The 23,595-nt window shown below is 65.1% G+C and carries 25 protein-coding genes, 1 tRNA gene and 1 pseudogene; 16 read left to right on the top strand and 11 right to left on the bottom strand.

Annotated elements, in window-relative coordinates; all coding sequences use genetic code 11:
* Positions 1-6 precede the first annotated feature (6 nt).
* The 5 genes from DRV85_RS15820 (at position 7) to DRV85_RS15795 (ending at position 4,628) form a co-directional block, all read left to right on the top strand.
* On the top strand, positions 7-1,083 hold the full coding sequence (locus tag DRV85_RS15820) for a DUF2793 domain-containing protein (protein WP_113290447.1): 1,077 nt from the start codon (positions 7-9) through the stop codon (positions 1,081-1,083).
* A 19-nt stretch (positions 1,084-1,102) separates the two neighbouring features.
* Positions 1,103-1,390 (top strand): DUF6127 family protein, encoded by a 288-nt coding sequence (locus DRV85_RS15815; protein WP_036708271.1) that lies wholly within the window; start codon positions 1,103-1,105, stop codon positions 1,388-1,390.
* 72 nt (positions 1,391-1,462) lie between these two features.
* A complete protein-coding gene (locus tag DRV85_RS15810) occupies positions 1,463-2,137 on the top strand; it encodes a YcbK family protein (protein WP_113290446.1) in 675 nt (224 codons plus the stop codon).
* Positions 2,134-2,391: a hypothetical protein gene (locus DRV85_RS15805; protein ID WP_113290445.1), complete on the top strand. Its 258-nt coding sequence runs from the start codon at positions 2,134-2,136 to the stop codon at positions 2,389-2,391. The genes DRV85_RS15810 and DRV85_RS15805 overlap by 4 nt, the downstream gene beginning before the upstream one ends.
* A 395-nt stretch (positions 2,392-2,786) precedes the next feature.
* Positions 2,787-4,628, top strand: coding sequence for an SLC13 family permease (locus DRV85_RS15795; protein WP_113290443.1), 1,842 nt, complete (start codon positions 2,787-2,789; stop codon positions 4,626-4,628).
* Here the strand turns inward: DRV85_RS15795 and nhaA are convergent.
* From nhaA to DRV85_RS15780, 3 genes are all read right to left on the bottom strand, one after another.
* On the bottom strand, positions 4,625-5,980 hold the full coding sequence (gene nhaA, locus DRV85_RS15790) for a Na+/H+ antiporter NhaA (protein ID WP_113290442.1): 1,356 nt from the start codon (positions 5,978-5,980) through the stop codon (positions 4,625-4,627). The genes DRV85_RS15795 and nhaA overlap by 4 nt on opposite strands.
* A 104-nt stretch (positions 5,981-6,084) precedes the next feature.
* Entirely contained in the window at positions 6,085-7,257 is a 1,173-nt protein-coding gene (locus DRV85_RS15785) for a fatty acid desaturase (protein ID WP_233495551.1), read from the bottom strand.
* A gap of 95 nt (positions 7,258-7,352) precedes the next feature.
* Positions 7,353-7,583, bottom strand: coding sequence for a hypothetical protein (locus DRV85_RS15780; RefSeq protein ID WP_113290440.1), 231 nt, complete (start codon positions 7,581-7,583; stop codon positions 7,353-7,355).
* Between the two features lie 167 nt (positions 7,584-7,750).
* Here DRV85_RS15780 and DRV85_RS15775 point away from each other — a divergent pair, with 167 nt between their 5' ends.
* On the top strand, positions 7,751-8,485 hold the full coding sequence (locus tag DRV85_RS15775; RefSeq protein ID WP_113290439.1) for a Crp/Fnr family transcriptional regulator: 735 nt from the start codon (positions 7,751-7,753) through the stop codon (positions 8,483-8,485).
* A 57-nt stretch (positions 8,486-8,542) separates the two neighbouring features.
* Here the strand turns inward: DRV85_RS15775 and DRV85_RS15770 are convergent, their stop codons facing one another.
* From DRV85_RS15770 to DRV85_RS15760, 3 genes are all read right to left on the bottom strand, one after another.
* Positions 8,543-8,731 carry a hypothetical protein gene (locus DRV85_RS15770; protein ID WP_113290438.1) on the bottom strand — a complete coding sequence of 63 codons (189 nt, stop codon included), beginning with the start codon at positions 8,729-8,731 and terminating at the stop codon, positions 8,543-8,545.
* Positions 8,732-8,947: 216 nt separating this feature from the next.
* Positions 8,948-9,361 carry a hypothetical protein gene (locus tag DRV85_RS15765; protein WP_233495550.1) on the bottom strand — a complete coding sequence of 138 codons (414 nt, stop codon included), beginning with the start codon at positions 9,359-9,361 and terminating at the stop codon, positions 8,948-8,950.
* Positions 9,358-9,783, bottom strand: coding sequence for a hypothetical protein (locus DRV85_RS15760; protein WP_113290436.1), 426 nt, complete (start codon positions 9,781-9,783; stop codon positions 9,358-9,360). The genes DRV85_RS15765 and DRV85_RS15760 overlap by 4 nt, the downstream gene beginning before the upstream one ends.
* A 271-nt stretch (positions 9,784-10,054) precedes the next feature.
* Between DRV85_RS15760 and DRV85_RS15755 the strand changes: the two genes are divergently transcribed.
* From DRV85_RS15755 to DRV85_RS15710, 9 genes are all read left to right on the top strand, one after another.
* Positions 10,055-10,369, top strand: coding sequence for a hypothetical protein (locus tag DRV85_RS15755; protein WP_233495549.1), 315 nt, complete (start codon positions 10,055-10,057; stop codon positions 10,367-10,369).
* Positions 10,366-10,710: a hypothetical protein gene (locus DRV85_RS15750; RefSeq protein WP_113290435.1), complete on the top strand. Its 345-nt coding sequence runs from the start codon at positions 10,366-10,368 to the stop codon at positions 10,708-10,710. The genes DRV85_RS15755 and DRV85_RS15750 overlap by 4 nt, the downstream gene beginning before the upstream one ends.
* Before the next feature lie 140 nt (positions 10,711-10,850).
* A complete protein-coding gene (locus tag DRV85_RS15745; protein ID WP_113290434.1) occupies positions 10,851-11,549 on the top strand; it encodes a Crp/Fnr family transcriptional regulator in 699 nt (232 codons plus the stop codon).
* A gap of 245 nt (positions 11,550-11,794) precedes the next feature.
* Complete coding sequence (locus DRV85_RS15740) at positions 11,795-12,274, top strand: hypothetical protein (protein ID WP_199525993.1); 480 nt, start codon at positions 11,795-11,797, stop codon at positions 12,272-12,274.
* A complete protein-coding gene (locus DRV85_RS15735) occupies positions 12,271-13,275 on the top strand; it encodes a hypothetical protein (protein ID WP_147238867.1) in 1,005 nt (334 codons plus the stop codon). The genes DRV85_RS15740 and DRV85_RS15735 overlap by 4 nt, the downstream gene beginning before the upstream one ends.
* A 34-nt stretch (positions 13,276-13,309) precedes the next feature.
* Entirely contained in the window at positions 13,310-14,152 is an 843-nt protein-coding gene (locus DRV85_RS15730; protein ID WP_420820931.1) for a transglutaminase-like domain-containing protein, read from the top strand.
* 92 nt (positions 14,153-14,244) lie between these two features.
* Positions 14,245-14,736, top strand: coding sequence for a hypothetical protein (locus tag DRV85_RS15725; protein WP_199525991.1), 492 nt, complete (start codon positions 14,245-14,247; stop codon positions 14,734-14,736).
* A gap of 70 nt (positions 14,737-14,806) precedes the next feature.
* Entirely contained in the window at positions 14,807-15,112 is a 306-nt protein-coding gene (locus DRV85_RS15720; RefSeq protein ID WP_113290430.1) for a hypothetical protein, read from the top strand.
* Between the two features lie 230 nt (positions 15,113-15,342).
* Complete coding sequence (locus tag DRV85_RS15710; RefSeq protein ID WP_420820930.1) at positions 15,343-16,200, top strand: transglutaminase family protein; 858 nt, start codon at positions 15,343-15,345, stop codon at positions 16,198-16,200.
* Positions 16,201-16,614: 414 nt separating this feature from the next.
* Here DRV85_RS15710 and DRV85_RS15700 read toward each other — a convergent pair.
* From DRV85_RS15700 to DRV85_RS15685, 4 genes and pseudogenes are all read right to left on the bottom strand, one after another.
* Positions 16,615-16,719 (bottom strand): annotated as a pseudogene (locus tag DRV85_RS15700) (IS5/IS1182 family transposase); the annotation flags it as partial.
* Positions 16,720-17,117: 398 nt separating this feature from the next.
* Positions 17,118-17,191: transfer RNA gene (locus tag DRV85_RS15695), tRNA-Ile, on the bottom strand.
* Positions 17,192-17,362: 171 nt separating this feature from the next.
* Positions 17,363-18,850, bottom strand: a complete 1,488-nt coding sequence (locus tag DRV85_RS15690; protein WP_113290427.1) for an aldehyde dehydrogenase — start codon at positions 18,848-18,850, stop codon at positions 17,363-17,365.
* A gap of 36 nt (positions 18,851-18,886) precedes the next feature.
* Complete coding sequence (locus tag DRV85_RS15685) at positions 18,887-21,331, bottom strand: GcvT family protein (protein WP_113290426.1); 2,445 nt, start codon at positions 21,329-21,331, stop codon at positions 18,887-18,889.
* Positions 21,332-21,429: 98 nt separating this feature from the next.
* Between DRV85_RS15685 and DRV85_RS15680 the strand changes: the two genes are divergently transcribed.
* Complete coding sequence (locus DRV85_RS15680) at positions 21,430-22,206, top strand: methyltransferase domain-containing protein (protein WP_113290425.1); 777 nt, start codon at positions 21,430-21,432, stop codon at positions 22,204-22,206.
* Here DRV85_RS15680 and DRV85_RS15675 read toward each other — a convergent pair.
* Positions 22,203-23,579 carry an aminotransferase gene (locus tag DRV85_RS15675; RefSeq protein ID WP_113290424.1) on the bottom strand — a complete coding sequence of 459 codons (1,377 nt, stop codon included), beginning with the start codon at positions 23,577-23,579 and terminating at the stop codon, positions 22,203-22,205. The two genes, DRV85_RS15680 and DRV85_RS15675, sit on opposite strands and share 4 nt — an antisense overlap.
* Positions 23,580-23,595: the final 16 nt, after the last annotated feature.

Genomic DNA, 23,595 nt, shown 5'->3' with positions numbered 1-23,595 from the left:
TCTTCCATGTCCGACGCCACGACCCATCTCCTGCTGCCCTACATCCTCGCGGCGCAGGCCCAGAAGCATGTCACCCACAACGAGGCGCTGCGGATCCTCGACGGGCTCGTCCAGCTCTCGGTGCTCGACCGGGACCTGACGGCCCCGCCCGGCAGCCCTGCGGATGGCGACCGCTACATCGTCGCCTCGGGCGCAACCGGCGACTGGGCGGGGTGGGACCTGAACGTCGCGCTCTGGACCGACGGCGCCTGGCTGCGCCTGCCGCCACGCACCGGCTGGCGCGCGTGGGTCGAGGACGAGGGCCTGCTGATAGTCTACGACGGGTCTGGCTGGGTCGGGACAACGCCGGCCACGCTGCAGAACCTTGCGCTCATCGGGCTGGGGACAACGGCAGATGGGTCGAACCCGCTTTCGGCCAAGCTCAACGCCGCTCTCTGGACAGCGAAGACCGTGGCCGAGGGCGGCACCGGCGATCTGTTCTACACCATGAACAAGGAGGCGGCCGGCGACGATCTTGGGCTGACGCTGCAGACGGGCTTCGTGACCAAGGCGCTGGTCGGGCTCTTCGGCTCTGACCGGTTCCGCCTCGCGGTCTCGGCCGACGGCAGCACCTTCTTCGACGGGCTCAGCGTCGACAACTCGAACGGCATTGTCGACCAGCCCCGGCTGCCGCGGTTCAAGGCGTACACCAACTACGACAACTACGTCGGCGTCGGGACCTGGACGAAGATCGGCCTCAACAGCACCGACACCAACGACCAGGGGGTCTTCGACGCCGCCAACAACCACTTCGTGGCCCCGGTCGACGGCACCTACCTCTTCGGCGCGACGCTCATGTTCAAGGTCAACGCCAGCACGTCGGCGCGGATGAGTGGGCGGCTCGTCCTGAACGGCACGACCGAGATCCGCGGTTCGCGCGGCGAGATCAGCGGCGCGCATGTCTCCGAGGCGACACCGCTCTGGCTGCAGACGATGGTCGCGCTCACCGCCGGCGACACCGTCGAGCTGCAGGGCAACTTCCGTGCCGCGGACGGCTACTTCGCCGCCGACCAGACGTCCTTCTGGGGCTGCAAGATCGGCTGAGCGGCGGAAGGAGGAACCGATGAACCCACCCCGATCCGAAGGCTTCGTGCGCATGCCCGACGCCGAGTTCGAGGCGATCCTGACGCGAGCGGCCGAGGAAGGCGCGAAGCGCGCGCTCGCCGATGTCGGGCTCGACGGCGACGAGGCCGCGCTCGACATCCGCGATCTGCGCTCCCTGGTGGACTGCATCCGGCTGGTGCGCCGCACCGCCATGCAGACCGCCGTCCGCATGATCACCACCGGCGTCATGCTGGCGCTGCTCGCGGGCATCGCCATCAAGCTCAAGATCTTCGGCGGCAGCCCTTAGCCGCTCACCATTCCATTCATCGGCCCGCAATGACCCGCCCTTGAGGCGGGTTTTTCGTTTCTGGAGGACCCCATGACCACGACCTTCCACGGCCATTGGCGCAACGTGCCTGAGGGCACCTGGCGCTGGCCGAATTTCAGCCCGGCCGAGATCGCCTGCCGGGGCACTGGAAAGCTGCTGATCAACGAACCCGCGCTCGACAAACTACAGGCGCTGCGCGACCGGTTGGGCAAGCCGCTGATCGTGCGTTCCGCCTATCGCAGCCCCGAGCACAACCGCGCTGTCGGCGGTGCTACCCGGTCGAAACATCTTGAGGGCGCCGCCTTCGATATCGCCATGGCGAACCATGACCCGGTGGCCTTCGAGGCCGCGGCGCGCGAGGTCGGGTTCCTCGGCTTCGGCTTTTACCCGCGCTCGGGGTTCATGCATGTCGACCTGGGGCCCGCGCGACAATGGGGCGAGCGGTTCCCGGTCCGGGAGACCGCATTCGCAGCCGAGACGCCGCCTGCGCGCGAAGTGCTGGCCGCCAGCCGCACCATGAAGGGCGGTGGCGCGGCGGGTGTCGCGACGCTCGGAGCGGCCGGAGTCGAGGTGGCTCAGCAGTTGCTCACCGAGACCCAGACCGCGATCCTGCCGCTCGTCCCGTATCTCGACACCCTGCGCTGGGTGTTCATCGCGGTCGCGCTAGGCGGAATCGCGGTCACGATTTACGCCCGCCTCGATGACTGGCGCCGGGGGCGGCGGTGATTGGCGGCCTCCTCGCCACGCTCGCCGGATCGGCATGGGCGTGCACGGTGCTCCGCTACGGCGTCACCGCCTCTTCGATCCTTCTGTTCCTGCTTTCCCTGCGCCGCTCCGGGGAGCGAGCGGGACGCCTCGTCGAACGCATCGAAGCCATGGAGAAGGCCAATGACGTCCAACGCCGGATGCTGGAAGCGGCCGCTCGCCGTCCTCGCGATCACCACGATCTTGCTGAGCGGCTGCGCGACGCTTCGTTCTGAGGACGGGAGGCTCGCGACGTGCCCGCCCGTGGTCGAGTATGGCAGGGAGTTCCAGGCGCGGGCGGCCGACGACCTGGCCTTGCTGCCACAGGGATCGGCGGTCGCGGAGATGTTGAGCGACTACGCCGTGATGCGGGAGCAGGCTCGTGTCTGCGGGGGCCGCCTCAGATGAAAATTGGCCAAAAATTTTGGTGGCACAAGCAGCTCTTAGGAGCCCGCGGGCGAGACGAACGGGAGGCCTTTGATAGTTTGATCGTGCTCGACACACGCTGTAGAGTCGGCGCGCAAGGCAATTGTCGTGCAGCGGACGGCTACGTCGCCGCTGGTCCATATTCGATACGGCTAAATGTCGGGGACATTGAGGTCGATCTGTCTGCCGCTGATTACTCCAGAGGATGGATTATTCGTCCGAAAGACCATCTGTGGCGAATGTATATAGCCCGGAGGATGGGTTGATCGATCTCACCAACGGCTATGAACCCTACATTGCGCTGGCAATCGTTCTTCTCTTGTTTGCGGCATTTATTTCCGAGCGCTTCGAGCCGGACGTAACCGCTGCGGGGGCTGCCGCATTGTTTATTATCTTCGGGTTTGTCCCCACGAATGAAGTTCTGGCGGCATTCGCCAACCCTGCACCCCTCACGATCGCCGCGATGTTCGTAATCAGCGGCGCTTTGGTCCGAACCGGGCTTCTCGACGCACTCGCGAACCGGGTCGTCGCCGCGGCGAGAAAACGCCCGATTGCGGGCACAGCGGCGTTTCTCATCGCGACGCTTGTCGCCTCGGGCTTGATGAATAACACGCCGGTCGTCGTTGTCTTGATACCGGTGGCCATCCGTTTGGCGCAGAGTTTCGACTTTGCTGCGACGCGCCTGTTGATCCCGCTATCCTACATGGCGGTCCTGGGCGGGACTTGTACTCTGATCGGCACGTCGACCAACCTCCTAGTTGACGGCGTGTCCCAGGCGTCTGGCTTGGAGCCATTTTCAATTTTCGAGATCACGCCCGTCGGCCTGGTGGCCGCGGCAACGGGGGGCGTGGCGCTCCTTCTGATGGGCCCTGTCCTGCTTCCGGACCGAAAGAATCTTGCAGGACAGGGCGACGACGATGGAGCGATTTTCTTGACCGAGGTACGCCTACGAGAGGACTACCCGAGCATTGGTCGACCTATTCATGAAATCGCCGCCCTCAATCGACGAGGTATTGAGATCGTTGGCATCCGCGCGCGGTCTGGGGTAAAGCGCGACGGTTTGAGGGAACATGTACTCGAACCTGGCGACAGGATCATTGCCAAGGTGGCGACATCGGAACTGCTCACTCTGAGGAAGCTTCCAGGGATCGAAGTCGGGTTGCGCCAAGGGCCAGCGACGGAAAACATCCCCGAATTGATCGTCGCCGAGGCAATCGTGACGCTGTCGCGCCGAAGCCGCGGGGTGCGAATTGCGCAGCTTGCCATGGGACACCGTTACGGAATGCGGGTACTCGGCGCCCACCGACATGGCGAACTACTTGGACCCGACCTCTCCACCGCGCTATTGCGCCCTGCAGACACGCTGCTACTGGAAGGAACTCCTGAAGGATTTGCCCGTCTGACCGAGGTGGGCGATCTTGCCGCCATCACGGACGCGGGGGCGCGCGCGTTTCGCCGCGGGAAAGCGCCGCTTGCTCTGTTCGCTCTTTTCGCGGTTGTGGCGCTCGCCGCTGCCGGGTTCGCCGAGATAAGCGTGCTTGCCCTCGTCGCGGTCGCTGCCATCCTCGTGCTCCGGTGCATCGACAACGATGAGGCTTGGGCCTCCATTGACGCCAGCGTCCTTGTGCTGATCTTTTCCATGTTGATCGTCGGCACCGGTATGCAGAATACAGGGGCTGTCAGCTTGATCGTGGAGACATTGGCTCCGGCACTCATTGAGTTTCCACCAATTGTCACGCTCGCAGTGATCTACATACTGTCTTCGGCGCTTACCGAGGCGGTCACCAACAACGCCGTGGCCGTCGTGGTTACACCGCTCGCGATCGGTGTTGCGGCAGAACTTGGCGCCGACCCAAGGCCGTTCGTCGTCGCCGTGATGTTTGGTGCAAGCGCGAGCTTTGCGACCCCGGTTGGCTATCAGACCAACACACTGGTGTATGGCGCAGGAAACTACAGATTTGGCGATTTCCTGAGAATCGGTATTCCGATGAACATTATCGTCGGCGGATCGGTGGTGGGGGTGATCCCGATCTTCTTCCCATTCTAGATCTTCTGAACTTTATGCCCAGCTGCCGTGGCGCTTCCTGCTCGGGCTACGAGAAGCGTAAGAAGTAGCAGCATGAGGATGCCAATTGCCGCAGAGATAGCTGATCCTGCGAGAATGCCCAACTTCGCCGCATTCAGGACGGGACTGTCGAATGCGAGTCCGGCGATGAACAGCGACATCGTGAAACCGATCCCCGTCAGAAACGAGCCGGCCAGAACGAACGGCCACGTCAAACCCGGCGCAAGTAGCGCTAGGCCGGATCGGACAGCAATCCAGCTGAACCCGAAGACACCGATCGGTTTTCCCAACACCAGGCCGACAATGATCGCAAGCGAGATCGATTGTGCGAAATCGACACCCTCAACCGTGATGCCGGCATTTGCCAGTGCGAAGATCGGCATGATTGCAAAGCCGACCCAGGGGTGCAGCATCATCTCGAGCCGTTCGACTGGTGAGAGCGACTCAGTGACCGCTCTGCCGGCTTGACGCAGGTCGCGGTGGCTTGCGGCATCTCCTTGTCGACGATCGCCGGCCGGAACGGCGAGTACCCGCCCAAGGATTGCACGCAGGCGGGCATCGCTCACCCATATGCGCGTTGGCGTCATCAGGCCCAGAATGACACCTGCAATGGTCGCGTGGACGCCGGAAGCATCGAAGCATAACCAGACTGCCGCTCCCAGAAGGAAATAGACCGGTACACTTCTGATCCCGAGGCGCGACGCGCCTGCGACGATACAGATCCCCAGAAAGCCCAATCCGAGAGCCGACCAGTTCAACGCCTCACCGTAACCGAAGGCGACCACGAGGATTGCACCGACGTCATCAAAGATGGCCAGAGACAGCAGGAACAATCGCAAGGTGAGCGGGATCCGGCTTCCGAAGAGCGCGAGGCACCCGATCACGAAGGCCGTATCGGTCGCCATCACGGTTCCCCAGCCGTGCATGCCAGGTTGCCCGGACATCAACACAAGATAGAGAGAGACTGGCACGACCATGCCACCCAAGGCGCCTGCGAACGGCAGGGCGGCCTGTCGAGGGTTTCGCAATTCGCCCAGAACCAACTCGCGCTTGAGTTCCAGAGAAAGCACGAAGAAGAAAAGGGTCATCAGACCGTCGTTGATCCAGTGCCGCAGAGAGCGGGTGAAATCCAACGAGCCGAATGTGAGACCGATGGGGGTCTCCCAGAAGCTCAGAAAGCCTTCTTGCCAAGGTGAGTTGGCCAGCCCCAAAGCCAGCAGTACAGCCAAGAGCAGGAGCCCACCAGCTGCCGCTTCGATCTTCAGGAAGCGTGCGAAGGGTTTCGTTATGCTGTCTGCTGCCTCGTGGGGCAGGCCTTGATGAGTATCAATCACGGGAGAAGCATACCTTTTCGGGTCGACACAGTCTTTGTCATCGCAACTCAGATGCGCTGACCACGAGACGCAGTCGCCGGCGCCTCAGCCGCGTCCCGGACGGCTCAGGCAGCAAGCGTCCTGGCCTCCGCGAATGAAAGAAGTCGCCGGTGCTTCTCGTCCCAAAGGTGCAGCCTTGCGCAGCGGAAGCTCTCCCACAGCATGATCCGGCTCGTCCCTGCGAGGGTCGTGTGATCCGCGATAACCTCGGGCAAGCGGTAGAACGGGATCCGGCTGGCCAGATGATGGACGTGGTGGACACCGATATTGCCGGTGATCCAGCGTAGGATGCCGGGAAGGTCGTAGTGCGAACTGCCGTGAAGGGCCGCCTCCTGCACGTTCCAGTCGTCCTCGTGCTGCCAGCTGGTCTCCTCGAACTGGTGCTGGACGTAAAAGAACCACATGCCGGCTATCGCAGCCAGGAGCATCGTGGGCAGGAACACGAACAGAAGCACGTCCCAGCCGCCCAGCCAGACGATTACGCCGAGGACGAGGCCAATGGCGGCATTCGTCGCCATCGCGCTCAGCCAGTAGTGCCCGCCGGAGCTCATCAAGTGAACGGGCAGCCGGTTCTGCAGGAAAAAGGTATAGAACGGCACCACCCCGAACAGAAAGACCGGATTGCGAAGCAGGCGGTAGAGTGCCCGGCCGAGCCATCGCTTCTGCCGATATTCACTCACCGTCAAGGTCGGGATGTCTCCGACGCCCCTGCGGTCGAGATTGCCGGTCGAGGCATGGTGGATCGCGTGGGTCCGGCGCCAGACGTCGTAGGGTGTGAGAGTGAGGACGCCGATCCCCCGGCCGATCCAGTCGCAGAGCCACCGGTCGCGGAACAGAGATCCATGCCCGCAATCGTGCTGGATCATGAACAGTCGGACGAGGAAGGCCGCGTTCGCCAACGCAAGGACCAGTGACAATATGGCGCTGATCGACAGCATCCACCAGGCCACTGCCCAGATCGCGACGAAGGGGATGAATGTGACGGCAAGCTCGAAAACGCTTCGGGAGGGCCGCGGCTGGCGATATCTCGCCAGCGTCCTCGTCCAGTCCGACGCGCGTAGGTGCGTGCTGTCCTGCGCGGGAACAGCTACACCGGACGAGTTGCCCGCATCGGGTGGGGCCACCTCGGATGTACCCTGTGGCCGCAGGGCTTGACCCGGCAACGCGCTCGGACCTCGTTCGTAATCGCAACGGTCTGATCGCACATTGCCATCACGCCCGTCGCTGCCGCGAAGCATGCCGTGATCGTCGGGCGATTGAAGCGGCAGGCGGGGCAATGCGGAAGCAGATCGAAAAGGCAATCCATGGTCCTTCTAGGTGAGGCGTGTTGGGGTCACGGCCTGCGCACGGAGTTTCCCCCGGCGATGATCCCGTTGATCAGAGCCGCAACCGCCTGATGCATTTCTGCCTCCGGGCCGGTGACGTTCTCGTGGGTTGTCGCGGCATCGCGGAGAACCCCGATGATCTCGTGCTCTGGCAGCAGCTTGTGGTCGTTCATCGCCAGCAGAAGCGCTTCGCAGATCGACAAGGCCGCCAGGCCGGCGTGATCGTTCTGGTCTGGCATCGTGGGCGTTCCTCGCTGTGAACTGGCGTGCAGGAGCGTCGCTCGCCGGGATGATCCGCACCTTTGTCGCAGGAAATGTGCTAGCATGGACTGATCTGAAGCAGTGGCTGGGCCAGAAGTTTTCGCTAATGAATCAACCCTGACCCACCCAGCCATCGAGGGAGCGCATGACCGTCGAGGCGCACAGTCCGCTGATCCGCAAGCTTTCCGCGTTCGTCGCATTGTCGGAAGCCGAGTTGGGCGTGCTCGATCGTCTGCACCGGCGCCGGCGAACGTTCGTCGCCGGACGGGACATGGTGCATCAGGGACAGTCCGATCAAGCCGCTTACATCCTGTCGTCGGGCTGGGTCTGTTCCTACAAGATCCAGGCGGACGGGACGCGTCAGATCGTCGATTTTCAGATACCGGGGGATTTTCTGGGGTTGCGGAGCGTTCTTTTGCGCACGTCGGATCATAGTTTCGAACCCATCGTGAACATCGAGGCTGCGGAAGTGCTGACGAGCGATCTACTCGATGCGTTCGCGCAGACGCCCCGCCTCGCGACCGCCATCCTCTGGGCAGCGTCAAGGGACGAAGCGATGGTCGTGGAGCATCTCGTCGGGATCGGCCGGCGGGACGCCGATGCGCGCATGGCACATTTCCTGCTAGAGCTGGGGTCGAGGCTGGCGTTGGTGGGTATGGGCAGCAAGAAGGGATACGACTGCCCGCTGACGCAGTATCACCTGGCGGATGCTCTAGGACTGAGTGCCGTACACGTGAACCGCGTCTTGCGACAGCTTCGCGAGAGCGATCTGGTGACCTTCCGGGACGGCCGCGTGACGTTTCACGACTATGGCGGACTGGTGGACGTTGCCGAATTCGATCCGGCGTATCTGGACCAGACCGGGCCGCTCCTGAAATGACGGGCCGCCCTCTCTTGCTCGGCAGGCGGCCCCGGTGATCACGTTAGACGCCGGAAGTCACGCGAGGGCGTGGGTCGCCGCATCGAGTTCCTTGTTGGTCTCGGCGTCGTTCTTCGCCGTATGCGCCTTCTCGGCTGCCTGGTAATGCTTCAGCGCCGCGTCTTTCTTCGGGCCGGAGGGCGCCTTGTCCCACGCGGCCTTGACGGATTTCATCTTGTCGGCGGTCTTGTTTTGTTCGGGAGTCATTGGATGTGTCCTTTCTGGACGCTCCGAGAATAAGAAGCGTGCCGACATGCCGACCTTTTCGGGGAACGGCACGCCCACACGCTTCTCAGGTACTCGGAAATCTACGCTGCCACCAAATGTTCGGGTGGCATCCCTTGTCTAGCCGATGTCGGAGCCCCGCCGCACTGACACAGGTTAGCCCCGATGCCTGCGGCAGGTCGGTTGCCCATGCGCATCTCAATTCACCGAAGTTTGCTGATGGGAAATCCTCAGCCATCTGTCGTCATCGTTGAGGTAGGTAGAGGCACAGAGGGCCTTGTAGATCGGCACATCGGGTTTTTCTGCCGAGACGCGATAGGTGAGAATGGCGATATCACCACACCGGGTGACGCGCCGCTCGGCCATCGAGACGGACCGCCAGCCGGTTCTCTGTTGAAGATGGGTCCAGATTTGGTCGCCCTGGAGGATCCCGGGCGGATAGGGGAAGACCATGACGGCGTTGGTCGCAGTCGTTGCCCGCGCGTTGTCGGCGCCACTGGTCCAGAAGTGCTCTTCCATGTCCCAGAGAACGCCCTGTTCGCGAGGCGATAGCGTCCCGGACTTGTGTGCCGCATGTGCCGGTTTCCCCGCGGTCGCGGTTGATACGGTCATTCGCCTGTCCCCGACCCGCCAACCATGAACATCTGAAACAGCACAAAAACGATCGCGAGCACCGCCCAGATCGCTCCGCTTGTGCCCGGCCGGCCGCCGGCCACCGTCGAGGCGGCTCGCTTCAGACTACCTGACGCCCGGTCTTCGGGGAGCAGCTGGCTCAAGTCTCGTGCGACCTTACCGTAATCGCTGGCGAGCGCAGGAACGTCCCGAAATCGGGCAAGCAGCGTTCCCAATCGTGCCCGCGCGGCGTCGCGCCCGAGCGTGACCAGTTCAGCGGTTTCCTTCCATGGATCGAGGCCAAGCCGTGCGAGCGTGGAGAGGACAGTCACGGCATAGCCGTTCCGGTCCTCGCCGACGGAGGCATGGAGAAACCGATCGAACTCGGGCGGGTGCGGGTTGAGAACATTGGGGTCGGCCATCGCCAATCCTTTCAAGGGTTGCAGGAATGCAGATCATCCCTGTTTCCCAGAGGATACGCGCAGGTCGGTCTCGCCGCCCTTACGCAGATCAGTGCGGGCGACTGCCCTCAGGAAGTTCGCAGTCGGTTCGGTGCCCGGGACTAACATGCGTCAGCGCCAGCCGAACGATCCCGAGGTACAAGACACTCAATCGTTCGACTGGTCGGCCCCGACTCCGAGGGGCCGTCAACAGTGGTGAGCGACGGATCTGCCAACATAGCGGAGACCAGAGATGAACATGCGGTCGACCAGATCGACGGTGACGTTTTTGAACCCGTTCAGCTTGCCGGGATACCCGGGAGATTTGCCCGCGGGCGACTACGAGGTTCTTGTCGAAGAGGAGCTTCTTCAGGGGCTGAGCTTTGAGGCGTATCGCCGGACGGCGACCTACATGACGGTGCGCGGAAGGGGCGGTCATGCGGGACGGACCGAGTTGCGGGCGATTTCCGACAGCGACCTGAAAGAGGCGCTGAGCCGGGATCGGGGCGCGACTGAGAAAAACAATCACAGCGAGGCGGCGCTTTCTCCGCAGGAGGACTTGAAATGAATGCTCCCGAATGGCTCAAGCCCGGCATCTATGGTGCCGTGATCGGCGCGGCACTTGTCGGCGTGGTCGGTTTTACCTGGGGCGGCTGGGTGACCGGCGGAACCGCGAATGACAGAGCGATGGCGATGTCCCGGGACGATGTCGTCGCCTCAATGGTACCGGTGTGCCTCGACATGGCTCGGTCCGATCCGTCGCGCGCGGACAAGATGGCAACGATCAGGGCAGCCTCGACCTACCAGAGGCGCGACGCGCTCATGGAGGCGGGTTGGGCAACCATGCCGGGTACTGATGCCCCTGACCGGGACATCGCGCAGGCCTGTCTCAGTGCACTGGAACTCTGAGCCAGACATGAAATCCTGAACGGTCGGCCGCAGGAAACGGAGTGCATCAGTCCGGACTGCGCCCCAGACCGGCACCAAACGAACGGGCGGCCAAAGCAACACTACGCCTGCGATTGCGATCACAAAAGAGAGTGCGAATAATGCTGAATCGCGACACAGGTTTGTTCAACCTTCTTTCGATTCGCGCACAGGACTTCCGCAACCCTGATGGACCCGATTTCCCGCTAGATCAAACACGCTGCACGGCTCTGACGGCACGGCAGTTTCGAGAAGGCTCCGTGATGTTTCGCCAGAATGACCCCGCGGAATTCCTTTTTGAAATCATTTCAGGATCAGTCCGCTATTCGATAATGACCTTGGAGGGGCGGCGCCAGATCCTTCGCTTCGCCGGTCCAGGAGATATCGTCGGCCTGACGAATGAGGCTACCTACCGCTACTCGGCCGAAGTCGTGCGCTCTTGCGCAATCCGCCGATATCGCACCGATCGGATTGAAATGGCGCTTGAGCGCGACGTCGAATTAAAGCGTCGGGTATTCAATTCGATGAATCGCGAAAGCGACATGCTTCGCAACCACATATCCCTACTTGGGAAGAGGCGTTCTGCCACAAAGGTCGCAATTCTTCTTCTCGAAATGGAGCAGTCTGAGACGACGTCCTGCGGACGCTTCACATTTCCCGCGTCGAGGACCGAAATCGCGAATTTCATATGCATGTCGCCGGAGACCCTCTGTCGAAAGCTCGGGGAGTTCAGGCTGTCGAAGCTGATCAAGATGCGGTCGGCGCAGGAAGTGTTGATACTCCACCGTGAAGGTCTCGAAAGGATCGCAGCCAACGGATGACGCGCTGGTCCTTCAAGAGCCGGAATCGCACGCGACGATGTCTATGCCCTTTCGCGGGCTTGTCGAAACCTAGCACGGCAGTCGGTCGGACCCTAACCTGGGTCAGCACGCATGCGTCTCGAGGATGGTATCAAGACATGAAGGTTAGCATTTCGATGAAGTGATGATGCCTGTTTCCAAGCACGCGGGCTCAGGTCGCTTGGAAGCTTGACAGTGTGATTCAGCAAAGTGGAGAAAAGACGACCATGGCACCGGCCGCCAATCCGTTAAACCCGAAACCGGAAATAACCGATCTTGAGCGGAGGGTGCTTGCCCATGAGCGGATCCTGCAAGCACTGATAGCCTACATGGCGCGGACGGAACCGCGTTTCATCGACCATCTAAGAGAACGGTTCGTGGAACCGATGCGCATGGCGAAACACGAACACGACTACCGCGAAACCGACGATTACGCGGAAGAATTCATTCGCGCCGTGATGCTCCTCGGGGATTTGCGCGCGCCAAAGGCGAAGGAGCCGGACATGACCGACACCAAAACGGTACCGCCGGGACGCGGAGACGGACAAGGCTCCGACACGGAGCGTCCGAAGCGGCCGGACCGGGTGCAGATCCGTGAGAGAAGCGGGATCTGGGAGGTGAAGGTGGACGGCAAGTTTCACGGTGACTACCACCAGAAGGAGCATGCCGTTGCTGCCGCGGCCCTGGTCAAGTTGTCGACGCGATGACCGGTAGCGCCCGCCCTAGAGTCCCGCAGGAATTCCCGCTCCAGGTTGCCGAGAACGAAGGCATGCCGTCGGGATCCTTGTCGAGGGACGCGCCGCAACCGCCCGCGCCCACTCGACGGCTGACCGGAACCCTCACGCTGGGGCTGTCGAAGACACGCTCGACGGCGGAGGGTCTCCGGTTTGCAAGCGAGAAGCAATCGCACCTCCAGGAGAAGCCGAAGAGACACCCACGGGCAAGGCTGTTCCAGCGAATGGCGGCCTTGGCCGGCGTCATCGCATTCGTCGCCTTTCCCGTCCTCGCGCAGGACGGCACCGGACCCACGCCCGAGAATGCACAGACGCGCACCTATGGCGGCGGCTGGGATTGCAGGCTTGGATACCGCGTGGACGGCGAGGGATGCGTCGCCATCGACGTCCCCGAGAATGCCTACGCCACCGGCAAGTCCTACGGCTCGGGCTGGGCGTGTCGGCGCGGTTACGAAGAGGTGGGTGGTGCGTCCTGCGAGGCGATCCCCGTCCCCGAGAATGCCTTCCTCCGATCGTCGGGGTTCGACTGGGAATGCAATCGTGGGTATCGACAGGACAGGGAGACATGCGTGCCGATCGTCCTTCCCGAAGGCGCCTATCTCACTGGCGATCCCTCGGGGTCCGGATGGGCGTGCGACCGCGGCTTCACCGCGCGTGACGGAGCCTGCGTTCCGATCGCTGTTCCCGAGAACGGCTACCTGACGAACCAGGATTATGGCGTCGAATGGGCCTGCGAGAGAGGCTTTGTCGAGCTCGATGGCCGCTGCGATCCCGTGCCGCGTCCCGCGAATGCGTATCTCGACCAGGCCTCCTACGGGCCGGGCTGGCGGTGCGACCGCGGCTTCGAGGCGGTGGACGGCACCTGCGTCGCGATCGACCTGCCCGCGAACGCCCACCTCGACCGGTCCGGAAACCGCTGGCGTTGCGATCGCGGTTTTCAGCTTCTGGACGAGGAGTGCGTTCTTGGACGATAGCACCCCCGGATCGCGCCTGGCCGAGACGGCCGGCATAAGGATGCGGATCGGCTGCCGCCTGCGCTACCGGCTGATCCAGTCGACACCCATCATCGCCATCCTGAACGTGCACTATTCGCGTTTCGGCGATCTGGAGCGTGCCGACTACCTCGTGACGCAGCCGAGCGTGCCGCTGCAAAGTTATCGCGACGGGTTCGGAAACTGGTGCACGCGGATGGTGGCGCCGCCGGGGGATTTCACCCTGTCCACCGACGGGATCTTCCGCGATACCGGACGGCCTGATCCGACAGCACCCGAGGCCGAGCAGCACGCCGTCGAGGACCTGCCCTTCGAGACGCTGGTCTATCTTCGCGGCAGTCGATATTGCGACACGGATATTCTGTCGGAAGAGGCTTGGCGCCGTTTCGAGACAACGCCGCCCGGCTGGGCGCGCGTGCAGGCGATCTGCGATTTCGTGCATTCGGGCGTCACGTTCGATTACATGAAGGCCAGCGCGACCCGGACGGCATCTCAGACGCTGGCCGGACGGCAGGGCGTCTGCCGGGATTTTGCCCATCTCGCCATCGCTCTCTGCCGTTGCATGATCATCCCCGCTCGTTACTGCACCGGCTACCTCAGCGAATTTGGCCAGCCGGAGCCCCATGCGCCGGACGATTTCGCGGCGTGGATGGAGGTCTTCCTTGGTGGCCGATGGTGGGTTTTCGATCCACGAAACAACGCTCCGCGCAAGGGCCGGATCCTGATCGCGCGCGGTCGGGACGCCGCCGATGTTCCTCTGACCCAGACATTCGGGCCGAGTACGCTGACGCAATTCGACGTCTGGACATGGGATGCCAAGGACGATCCCTCCGACGCGTCGCCCGGTTCTCGAAACTAGGCAGGGCCTGTCCACGCCGGTCGTGCCGATCTGCCCTTCATCGGCCCGCCTGGCAGGGACGTCGCAACATGAAACTATCCGGGAGAATCGTGATGACCGCCTCGATCAAGACGACCGCCGTGTTCCTCCGGCCGTTCCAGCTTCCGAGTTTCAACGAGACCCTGCCGCCCGGCGAATACGAGATCGAGACCCAGCTGCTCGAGCCCTTGGATTGGATCGAGCCGGGCACTTGGACGTCGTCCGTCCTCGTGCACCTCCATCCGCGCGCCTCGCACCCCGGGCTCGGTCGAACGCTGACGGTGCCGCTGGCAGACCTGGAGCATGCGGTTGCCAGGGACAAGCTCACCGGCAAGGCCCTTGCGGATTACTTCCTCGAGGAGATGCTGGCCGACCCGATGATCCGTCTGGTCATGCAGGCTGATGGGGTAGACGAGTCCGAACTGCGTGACCTCCATTCGGCTCGGCCGCAAGCTGGCGAGAAGGATGCACGGGAAACCCGCGACGGAGCCGTGCCGCGCAAAGGGACCGAGACGGACGATACCGGACCGCGGGGTGGCAGCGGGCGCCCGGGCATCGGAGAATGACGTGCGTGTCCGATCTGCAGCAGCGCGTGCGGCCGAGAGCGTTTTCAGGCGAGACCACGGAAGCACGGCCATGACCGACCATCCGATCGATCTTGATGGTCGCAGGACCGCCGCGGAGCGTCACGACAGCGAAATGCGGCGGCGTCCCGCGAACGGCGCGCCGGCCCCTGAGCACCCGGAGCACGCGCAGGTCGGTCGTCTCGACGACCAGATGCTTGCGGAACCGGCGCGAACATGGGTCGCGGTGATGGAGAAGTGGCGGTTTCTTCTCGAACGGTATTCGGCAACTTCCGATGCTGACGACCGCATTCGGAAACTGATCAGCCGGGCCATTTCGGACATGGAGCGGCTGCGGAAGCGTGAGGAGCGCAAGTGACGATCAACACAGACGACGCTGAAATCCAGATGCAGAGGGCCGCGGGCGACGTTGACGCCGAGCGCATCTGCCTGCGATGCAGGTCGCCCTTCCGAAGCGAGGGGTTCGGCGAGCGCATCTGTTCGCGCTGCAAGGGATCCGCCGTCTGGCGCGCGGCCATCCACGAAGGTTACGGACAGGGGCGCCGGCGTTCCGGCGGTCGGATGTCGTAGGTTCCGCCGATGCCATCAGTGACCATCAAGCACACGACCCGCTATCGGTATCGCACCGCCGTTTCGGTCGGTCCGCACCGGCTGATGCTGCGGCCGCGGGAGACACGGGACCTCAGCCTGACGTCCTTCGAGCTGGATATCACGCCCGAAGCCCGCATCGACTGGTCACACGACGTTGCCGGCAACGCCGTCGCGACAGCACGGTTCGACGCGATAACGGACGCCCTGTCGATCCGGTCGCGCGTTCAGGTGGACCTGCGCGCGCCGGTCTGGCCCGTCTTCCCCATCGCGGCCGACGCGGCCTCGTACCCCTTCGTGTACGCACCCGACGACTGGACCGATCTAGGCGCGCTGGCCATGCCGCAATATGCGGACGACACGGGGCGGCTGCGGGGGTGGGTCGAGGGCTTCGTCATGGCGCGGCCCACCGACACGCTGTCCCTCCTGAAGGACGTCAGCAACGGCATCACCGCCGGGATTTCCTACCAGACCCGCGAGACGGAAGGCACGCAGGGACCGCTCGAGACCCTCGACAGGGGATGGGGGTCGTGCCGGGACTTCGCGGTGCTGTTCGCGGAGGCCGTCCGGACCCTCGGGTTCGGGGCTCGTCTCGTCTCGGGATACCTCTTCGATCCCTCCGGCGACCGGGTCGGATCGGCGGACGCGGGCTCCACCCACGCCTGGGTCGAGGTGTTCGTGCCCGGAGCGGGCTGGATCTCGTTCGACCCCACCAACAGATCGGTCGGCTCCACCAATCTCATTCCCGTCGCCGTTGCGAGGAGGATCCAGCAGGTTGCCCCGGTGACCGGCAGTTTCCACGGAAGACCGACCGATCTGCTATCAATGGATGTCACTGTGGATGTCCGAGAGATCTGAGTAGGTGGGAGCTCGTATCCTCCTCCGGTCAGTATCCGGGTCCTGCACAGCCGGGCCGCCATGCCGTGAACCCCCGGTGATGATCTCGGCCACCGACTGCAGATGCCGGCCGACTTCGGGGTGGAGGGGTACTTCGTCCGCTACAAGCGGCTTTTCGTGTACTGGAGAAGGCGGTCAATTGGGGACAACGGCATCGTCACGATCCTTCACGCGCGGATGCATCAGATGGATCGCTTCAAGAATAGCTTCGGTTAAGCCATTGTTCAGATGTGAATTTTCTAGATAGTGCCAGCGCAGCCCCCGGCGGGTCAGACTTGGAGAACGTTGGATCTCAGTCCCGTCCCCTCCGCCACATCAATCGGCTTTCTTGCGCACAGGGCGTGAAGCCTGGACCTCCCCTTTCCCCGGACGCAGTTATCCCACGGGCTCCGTGACAGGTATGCCGAGCGCGGTGAAGCCGTTCAGCAAAGCGGCTCGGATCTGGAGTTCGGCGACACGGGCACAGAAATCGCGTGCCAGCGGGATGGGTCTGCTCATGCAGACCAGCTACCACGCTGGATTCGCGAGATGAATCCCTCACCCGGCCTTTGCGCAACAAAGCCGACGCTCGTGCCGCCCTCTGCCAGCCTCAGCGCGTACGCGATCTGCCCGTGGGTGAATCGTTTTCTGGTATCCGGGCACGACTCTGGTTTCCGAAGTCGGCCCGAGAATCCGCTCCCGGAACGGACCAGTTTCAGCGGTCGAGACCAATGTGCTGAGATCAGCGGCGGCCGCGGGTCGTCCGGGCCCGCGGCCAGGCCGGGTTCCTCCGTCGCCCGACGATCCGCGCGGCTCGGAGGGTTGCCTCCTCTGGAAGGCGCGGCCGCAGCAGTCCCGCCACGCTCGAAAAGGCGCAGATGGGGCCGGGTCGGGTCGCGTAGGCCCGGAGGGACTCGAACCCCCAACCAAAGCGTTATGAGCGCTCTGCTCTAACCAATTGAGCTACAGGCCCGCGTCTCGTCTGCTAAGCGGCGCCGGGTCACGCGTCAAGTCCGTGCCGCCGACCGGGGCCTGCAGGCAACTTCGGCGGCGCAGCCGGGATGCGCGCCGGGCGCGAGCGCACGCCGGCGCGGAACGAGGGCCTTGCGAGCGACCGGAGGCGATCGGGGCGGCCGGCCGGCGCTCAGGACAGGTCGATCCAGATCGTCTTGAGTTCGGTGTATTGCTCGTGCGCGTGGATCCCATTGTCGCGGCCGCCGAAACCGGAGGCCTTGTAGCCGCCGAAGGGGGTCGAGATCTCGCCCTCGGAATAGGCGTTCACGCTCACCGTGCCGGCCCTGAGCGCGCGGGCGTAGCGGTGCGCCTTGGCCACGTCGCGCGTGTAGAGCGTGGCGGCCAGGCCGTAGGCCGTGGCGTTCGCCAGTTCGATCGCCTGCGCGTCGCTCTCGGCCTTCGTCACGCCGACGACGGGGCCGAAGATCTCGGTCTGGAAGATCTCCATCTCGCGCGTGACCTCGGCGAAGACGGTGGGCTTGTAACACAGGCCCTCTCCGGCCTCGGCGCCGCAGACGACGCGGGCGCCCTCCCGCCGGCCACTTTCCACCAGCGCCGCGACCTTGCCCAGGTGTTCGGCGCTGACCAGCGGGCCGTTCTTCGTCGCCGGACCCAGGGGGTCGCCCACGGTCCAGTCGGCGGCGTGGCGCGCGAGGGCGGCCACCAGGTCGTCGTAGACGGCGGCATGCGCGATGATGCGACTGTTGGCGGTGCAGTTCTCGCCCATGTTCCAGAAGATCGCGTTGGCCTGAAGTTCGGCGATGTGCTCGATGTCGCCGGCGTCCTCCAGCACGACCGCCGCGCTCTTGCCGCCCATCTCGAGGCAGACCTCCTTCATGTTGGACTGCGCGGCGTATTCGAGGAACCGGCGGCCAACCTCGGTGGAACCGGTGAAGGTGATCGCGTCCACGTCCATGTGACGGCCCAGCGGCTCGCCCGCTTCCGGGCCGAAGCCTGTGACGACGTTGAGCACCCCCGGCGGCACGCCGGCCTCGAGCGCGAGCGCGCCGAGGCGCAGCGCCGTGAGGCTGGTCTGTTCGGCCGGCTTGACGACGACCGAGTTGCCGGTGGCCAGCGCCGGCCCGATCTTCCAGGCCATCATCATCAGCGGAAAGTTCCAGGGCAGCACGGCGCCCACCACGCCGAGGGGTTCGCGCACGATCAGCCCCACCGCGTCGGGCGCGGACGGGGCGAGCTGATCGTAGAGCTTGTCCTGCGCCTCGCCGTGCCAGCGGATGCAGGACGCGGTCTCGGGGATGTCGATCGCGAGGCAGTCGGTGACGGGCTTGCCGGCATCCACCGCCTCCATCACGGCCAGTTCCTCGCGGTTCTCCATGATCAGGTCGGCCAGCCGACCCAGCACCGCCTTGCGCTCGGAGGGGTGCAGCCCCGACCAGGCGCCGGACTCGAAGGCGCGGCGCGCGGAGGCCGCGGCGCGGTCCACGTCCCGCGCGTCGCAGCGCGGCACCTGCGAAAGCACCGCGCCTGTATAGGGATCCCTGGTCTCGAAGGTCCGGCCCGAGTCGGCCGGCACGAAGCTGCCGTCGATGAGCGCCTGCGCGGGGTAGGCGAGCCCCCTGGCGATGGCGTGATAGTCCGTGGGCGTATCGTCCTTCATGGCGTTTCTCCCTGTCGCGGCCTCTGCGGGCCTGTCTCATTTCATGCGCGCGCCCCCGGGGTCGTGGAGCGGGCGCAGCGCGGCGGTGGCGGGCACGCGCGTGCCGGCCACGTCGATCTCGTAGGCGGAGGCCAGCACCTGCGCGGCAGTCTCGCCGGGGCAGGGGACGTAGCCCAGCCCCACCGCGCCGCCGAGGTGGTGGCCGTAGGCGCCCGAGGTCAGATGCCCCACGATCTCGCCGTCGCGCAGCACGGGTTCGTTGTGGTAGAGCAGCGGCTCGGGATCGGTGAGCAGGAACTGCACCAGCCGCCGCTGCGGCCCCGTCTCGCGCCGCTCGAGCACCGCGTCGCGGCCGATGAAACCGGGCTTGTCGGTCCTGACCGCGAAGCCCAGGCCCGCGTCGATCACGTGATCCTCGCAGGTGATGTCGTGGCCGAAGTGGCGGAACGCCTTCTCGATCCGGCAGCTGTCCATCGCGTGCAGGCCGCAGAGTTTCAGCCCTACCTCCGCGCCCGCCTCCAGCAGCCTCTCGAAGACATGGGCGGCCATGTCGGCGGAGACGTAGATCTCCCAGCCCAGCTCGCCCACGTAGGAGAGGCGGTGCGCCCGGGCGAGGCCCATGCCGATCTCGATCTCGCGGGCCTGGCCGAAGGGATGCACGGCGTCGGAGAAATCGTCCGGGCTGACCCGTGCCATGAGGTCGCGCGCCTGCGGTCCCATCACGGCGAAGACGGCCTCGGCCGCGGTCACGTCGGTCACCACCACGGCGCGGTTGCCCCTGTGCCGCTCGAGCCAGGTCTGGTCGGCCCGCCGCGTCGCCGCGGGGGTGACCATCAGGTAGGCGGTCTCGCTCAGGCGCGTGACGGTCACGTCGGCCTCGATCCCGCCGCGGTCGTTGAGCATCTGGGTATAGACGACCCGTCCCGGCGGCACCGAGAGGTCCGCGCCGCAGACATGGTTGAGAAAGGCCTCGGCGTCCGGCCCCTCGACCCGGATCTTGCCGAAGGAGGACATGTCGTAGAGCCCCACGCCGGCGCGGAGCGCGCGGTGCTCTGCCGCGGCGTTGTCGAACCAGTTCTGCCGGCCCCAGGAATAGCGATAGGCGCGTTCCTGCCCCGAAGCCGCGAACCAATTGGCGCGCTCCCAACCCGCCGCCTCGCCCATCACCGCGCCCCGCTCGACAAGCAGGTGGTGCACCGGGCTGCGGCGGATGCCGCGGGCGGTGGCCTTCTGCCGATAGGGGAAGTGATCGGCGTAGAGCAGGCCCAGCACCTCGGTCGCGCGGTCGTGGAGATACTGCCGGTTGCCCTGGAAGGGCTGCATCCGCGCGATGTCCACGTCGCCCAGGTCGAAGGGCTTTTCGCCGTCCTGCATCCATTGCGCCAGCGCCATGCCGGCGCCGCCCGCCGACTGGATGCCGATGGAGTTGAAGCCCGCCGCGACCCAGACGTTGTCCATCTCGGGCGCCAGGCCGAGCAGATAGGCGTCGTCCGGCGTGAAGCTTTCGGGGCCGTTGAAGAAGGTGTGGATGCCCGCCTCGGCCAGCATGGGCATCCGCTGCACCGCGGCCTCCAGGATCGGCTCGAAATGGTCGAAATCCTCGGGCAGCTGGTCGAACTCGAAACTCTCGGGGATTCCGTCCATGCCCCAGGGCTTCGCGCGGGGCTCGAAGGCGCCCAGCATCATCTTGCCCGCGTCCTCCTTGTAGTAGGCGCATTCGTCGGGCACGCGCAGCACCGGCATCTCGCCCAGCCCGGCGATCGGCTCGCTGACGATGTAGAAATGCTCGCAGGCCTGCAGCGGCACGACGGTGCCCATCATGCGCCCCACCTCGCGCCCCCACATGCCGGCGCAGTTCACCACCTCGTCACAGGCGATCCGGCCGGTGGCGCCGCTTTCGTCCTGCCAGTGCACGGCCATGACGCGCCGCCCCGCGCGGGCGACGCCCATCACCTTCACGCCCTCGCGGATCGTGGCGCCCCGCATCCGCGCGCCCTTCGCCAGCGCGAGCGCGATGTTGGCGGGGTCGCCCTGTCCGTCGGAGGGCAGGAAGACGCCGCCGGTGACGCCCTCGACGTTCAGCGGCGCGTAGCGCGCCGCGATCTCTGCCGGCGAGAGCTCCTCGACCGGAACGCCGAAGGAGCGCGCCATCGCGGCGCTGCGCAGCAGTTCCTCGCGCCGCTCCTCCGTGAGCGCGACCGAGATCGAGCCGCACTGGCGAAAGCCGGTCGAGATGCCGGTCTCCTCCTCCAGAGAGGTGTAGAGATCGGTGGTGTATTTCGCGAGCCTGGTGAGATTGGCCGTGGCGCGAAGCTGCCCGATCAATCCGGCCGCGTGCCATGTCGTGCCCGAGGTCAGCCGCTTGCGCTCCAGCAGCAGCACGTCGGTCCAGCCGAGCTTCGCCAGGTGATAGGCGACCGAGCAGCCCACCACGCCGCCGCCCACGATCACCACGCGCGCCCGATCCGGCACATCGCTCATCGCATCCTCCCCTGTGTCGCCGTTCCGCGCGCCGGCCGGCTTGAATATTCCGCCTGCCCGATGGAAGCTTCCCCGGAGTAATCGACAGGGAGCAAAGCATGTCCGAGATCCTCTACGACGACGCGCATATCGCCTTTCTCGAGGATATCTGGGGCGAGGGGTTCCTCTCGCCCGGCGGCCCGGAGGAGGTGGCGCGCGTGCTGGAGGGGCTCGACCTGACCGGCCGGCACGTGCTCGACATCGGCTGCGGCTCGGGCGCGATCACCGTGGCGCTCGCGCGCGACTACGGGGCCGGGCGCGTGACGGGCATCGACGTCGAGGGGCCGGTCTGCGCCGCCGCGCGGCGTCGGGTGGAGGAGGCGGGGCTCGGGGACCGGGTCGAGATCCGGCAGGTCGCGCCGGGCCCGCTGCCCTTCGGGCCGGGCAGCTTCGACGTGGTCTTTTCCAAGGACTCGATCATTCACATCCCCGACAAGGATTTCCTCGGCGCCGAGGTCTTCCGCGTGCTCCGCCCCGGCGGCTGGTTCGCCGCCTCGGACTGGCTCATCTCGCACGACGGCCCGCCGTCCGAAGCGATGCAGCACTACATCGCGCAGGAGGATCTGGATTTCGCCATGGCCTCGCCGCGGGCCTATCGCGCCTCGCTCGAGGGGGCCGGGTTCACCGAGATCGGCCTGACCGACCGCAACCCCTGGTATGCCGAGGTGAGCCGGCAGGAACTCGACTGGCTGACGGGCCCCGAGCGACCGCGGCTGGACCGCGAGCACGGCGCCGGGTTCATCGCCCAGCAGGAGGCGACCTGGAGAGCCCTCGTGGGCGTTCTGGAAAGCGGCGAGCACTGCCCCCATCACATCCGCGCCCGCAAGCCCGCCTAGGCCGCGACGCGGTCGAGGCCGCGGGCGAGGATGTCGAACATCTCGTCGATCTGGGCCTTGCTGATGATGAGCGGGGGCGAGAAGACGGCCATGTTGAAGATGGGGCGCAGGATCAGCCCCATCTCCTCGCAGACGGCGTCGAGTTCCTCGCCGAAGCGGCTGTCCTCCTCCAGCGTGCCCGCGCCCAGCCGCGCCTCGACGCAGCCCAGAAGGCCCATGCCGCGCACGTCGCCCACGATCGGGTGGTCAGCCAGTTCGGCGAGGCGCGCGTGGAAATGCGGCGACACCTCGCGGACATGTTCCAGGATGCGGTCGCGTTCCATGATCTCGATGTTCTTGAGCGCGGCGGCGCAGGCCACAGGGTGACCCGAATAGGTGTAGCCGTTGTAGAAGACCGACGAGTCCCCGGCGGCCGCAAGACGGTCCATGATCTCGTCCGAGAGGATGCAGGCGCCCAGCGGCTGATAACCCGAGGTCAGGCCCTTGGCGCAGGTGATGATGTCGGGCTTTATGCCGAAGACCTCTTCCGATGCGAACCAGTGGCCCAGACGGCCGAAGCCGGTCACCACCTCGTCGGAGATATAGAGGATGTCGTGCCGGCGGCAGATCTCGAGCGTGCGGCGGTGATAACCCTCGGGCGGGACGATCACGCCGCCCGAGCACAGTATGGGCTCGGCGATGAAGGCGCCGATGCGCTCCGGGCCGATCTCGGCGATGGCGTTTTCCAGGTCGGCCACCTTGGCGTCGCACCAGTCCTCGACGCTCATGCCTTCGGGGCGGCGATAGGGGTTCACGTCGGGCAGGAAGTGCACCCGCGCGTCGCGGTCGAAGCGCGTCCTGAACCTTTCCTTCCCGGTGACGCTGGCCGCGAGGTAGGTGGAGCCGTGATAGCCCTTCTCGCGGGCGAGGATGATCTTCTTCTCGGGGCGGCCCAGCTGGTTGTTGAGGAACTGCGCGGTGCGCAGGGCGGTGTCCACGGCCGTGGAGCCGCCGGTGGTGAAATGCACCGTGTTGAGGTCGCCCGGCGCCATCTCCGCGATGCGGTGCGCGAGCTCCGCCGCGGGCGCGTTGGTGCCGGACCAGGGCGAGGCGTAGGGCATCCGCACCGCCTGTTCCGCGATCGCCTCGGCGATCTCGCGGTTGCCGTAGCCGATCTGGACGCACCACATGCCGCCCGGCCCGTCGATCAGACGGCGCCCTTCGGCGTTCCAGACGTGGATCCCCTCGGCCTGCTCGATGCGCTCGTATTCCGTCTCGCGCCAGTGATCGACCGCGGCCCAGGGGTGCAGGTGGTGATCGCGGTCCCAGGTCGTGAGATCCTCGGGCGCGGGGGTGTTGGGCCGGGCGGTCTTTGGCGGGCGGGGATCGTTCATGGCGCGTCCTTCGTGT

This window comes from Rhodosalinus halophilus, from assembly GCF_003298775.1.
Classification (GTDB): Bacteria; Pseudomonadota; Alphaproteobacteria; order Rhodobacterales; family Rhodobacteraceae; genus Rhodosalinus; species Rhodosalinus halophilus.
Note: the sequence above shows the minus strand (reverse complement) of the source record. Positions and strands in the feature narration are given on the sequence as shown.

Coding starts and splice junctions, on each gene's coding strand:
- DRV85_RS15820 (WP_113290447.1), top strand. CDS start 7: ATGTCCGACGCCACGACCCATCTCCTGCTGCCCTACATCCTCGCGGCG.
- DRV85_RS15815 (WP_036708271.1), top strand. CDS start 1,103: ATGAACCCACCCCGATCCGAAGGCTTCGTGCGCATGCCCGACGCCGAG.
- DRV85_RS15810 (WP_113290446.1), top strand. CDS start 1,463: ATGACCACGACCTTCCACGGCCATTGGCGCAACGTGCCTGAGGGCACC.
- DRV85_RS15795 (WP_113290443.1), top strand. CDS start 2,787: ATGGATTATTCGTCCGAAAGACCATCTGTGGCGAATGTATATAGCCCG.
- DRV85_RS15785 (WP_233495551.1), bottom strand. CDS start 7,257: ATGCTTCGCGGCAGCGACGGGCGTGATGGCAATGTGCGATCAGACCGT.
- DRV85_RS15780 (WP_113290440.1), bottom strand. CDS start 7,583: ATGCCAGACCAGAACGATCACGCCGGCCTGGCGGCCTTGTCGATCTGC.
- DRV85_RS15775 (WP_113290439.1), top strand. CDS start 7,751: ATGACCGTCGAGGCGCACAGTCCGCTGATCCGCAAGCTTTCCGCGTTC.
- DRV85_RS15770 (WP_113290438.1), bottom strand. CDS start 8,731: ATGACTCCCGAACAAAACAAGACCGCCGACAAGATGAAATCCGTCAAG.
- DRV85_RS15765 (WP_233495550.1), bottom strand. CDS start 9,361: ATGACCGTATCAACCGCGACCGCGGGGAAACCGGCACATGCGGCACAC.
- DRV85_RS15760 (WP_113290436.1), bottom strand. CDS start 9,783: ATGGCCGACCCCAATGTTCTCAACCCGCACCCGCCCGAGTTCGATCGG.
- DRV85_RS15755 (WP_233495549.1), top strand. CDS start 10,055: ATGAACATGCGGTCGACCAGATCGACGGTGACGTTTTTGAACCCGTTC.
- DRV85_RS15750 (WP_113290435.1), top strand. CDS start 10,366: ATGAATGCTCCCGAATGGCTCAAGCCCGGCATCTATGGTGCCGTGATC.
- DRV85_RS15745 (WP_113290434.1), top strand. CDS start 10,851: ATGCTGAATCGCGACACAGGTTTGTTCAACCTTCTTTCGATTCGCGCA.
- DRV85_RS15740 (WP_199525993.1), top strand. CDS start 11,795: ATGGCACCGGCCGCCAATCCGTTAAACCCGAAACCGGAAATAACCGAT.
- DRV85_RS15735 (WP_147238867.1), top strand. CDS start 12,271: ATGACCGGTAGCGCCCGCCCTAGAGTCCCGCAGGAATTCCCGCTCCAG.
- DRV85_RS15725 (WP_199525991.1), top strand. CDS start 14,245: ATGACCGCCTCGATCAAGACGACCGCCGTGTTCCTCCGGCCGTTCCAG.
- DRV85_RS15720 (WP_113290430.1), top strand. CDS start 14,807: ATGACCGACCATCCGATCGATCTTGATGGTCGCAGGACCGCCGCGGAG.
- DRV85_RS15690 (WP_113290427.1), bottom strand. CDS start 18,850: ATGAAGGACGATACGCCCACGGACTATCACGCCATCGCCAGGGGGCTC.
- DRV85_RS15685 (WP_113290426.1), bottom strand. CDS start 21,331: ATGAGCGATGTGCCGGATCGGGCGCGCGTGGTGATCGTGGGCGGCGGC.
- DRV85_RS15680 (WP_113290425.1), top strand. CDS start 21,430: ATGTCCGAGATCCTCTACGACGACGCGCATATCGCCTTTCTCGAGGAT.
- DRV85_RS15675 (WP_113290424.1), bottom strand. CDS start 23,579: ATGAACGATCCCCGCCCGCCAAAGACCGCCCGGCCCAACACCCCCGCG.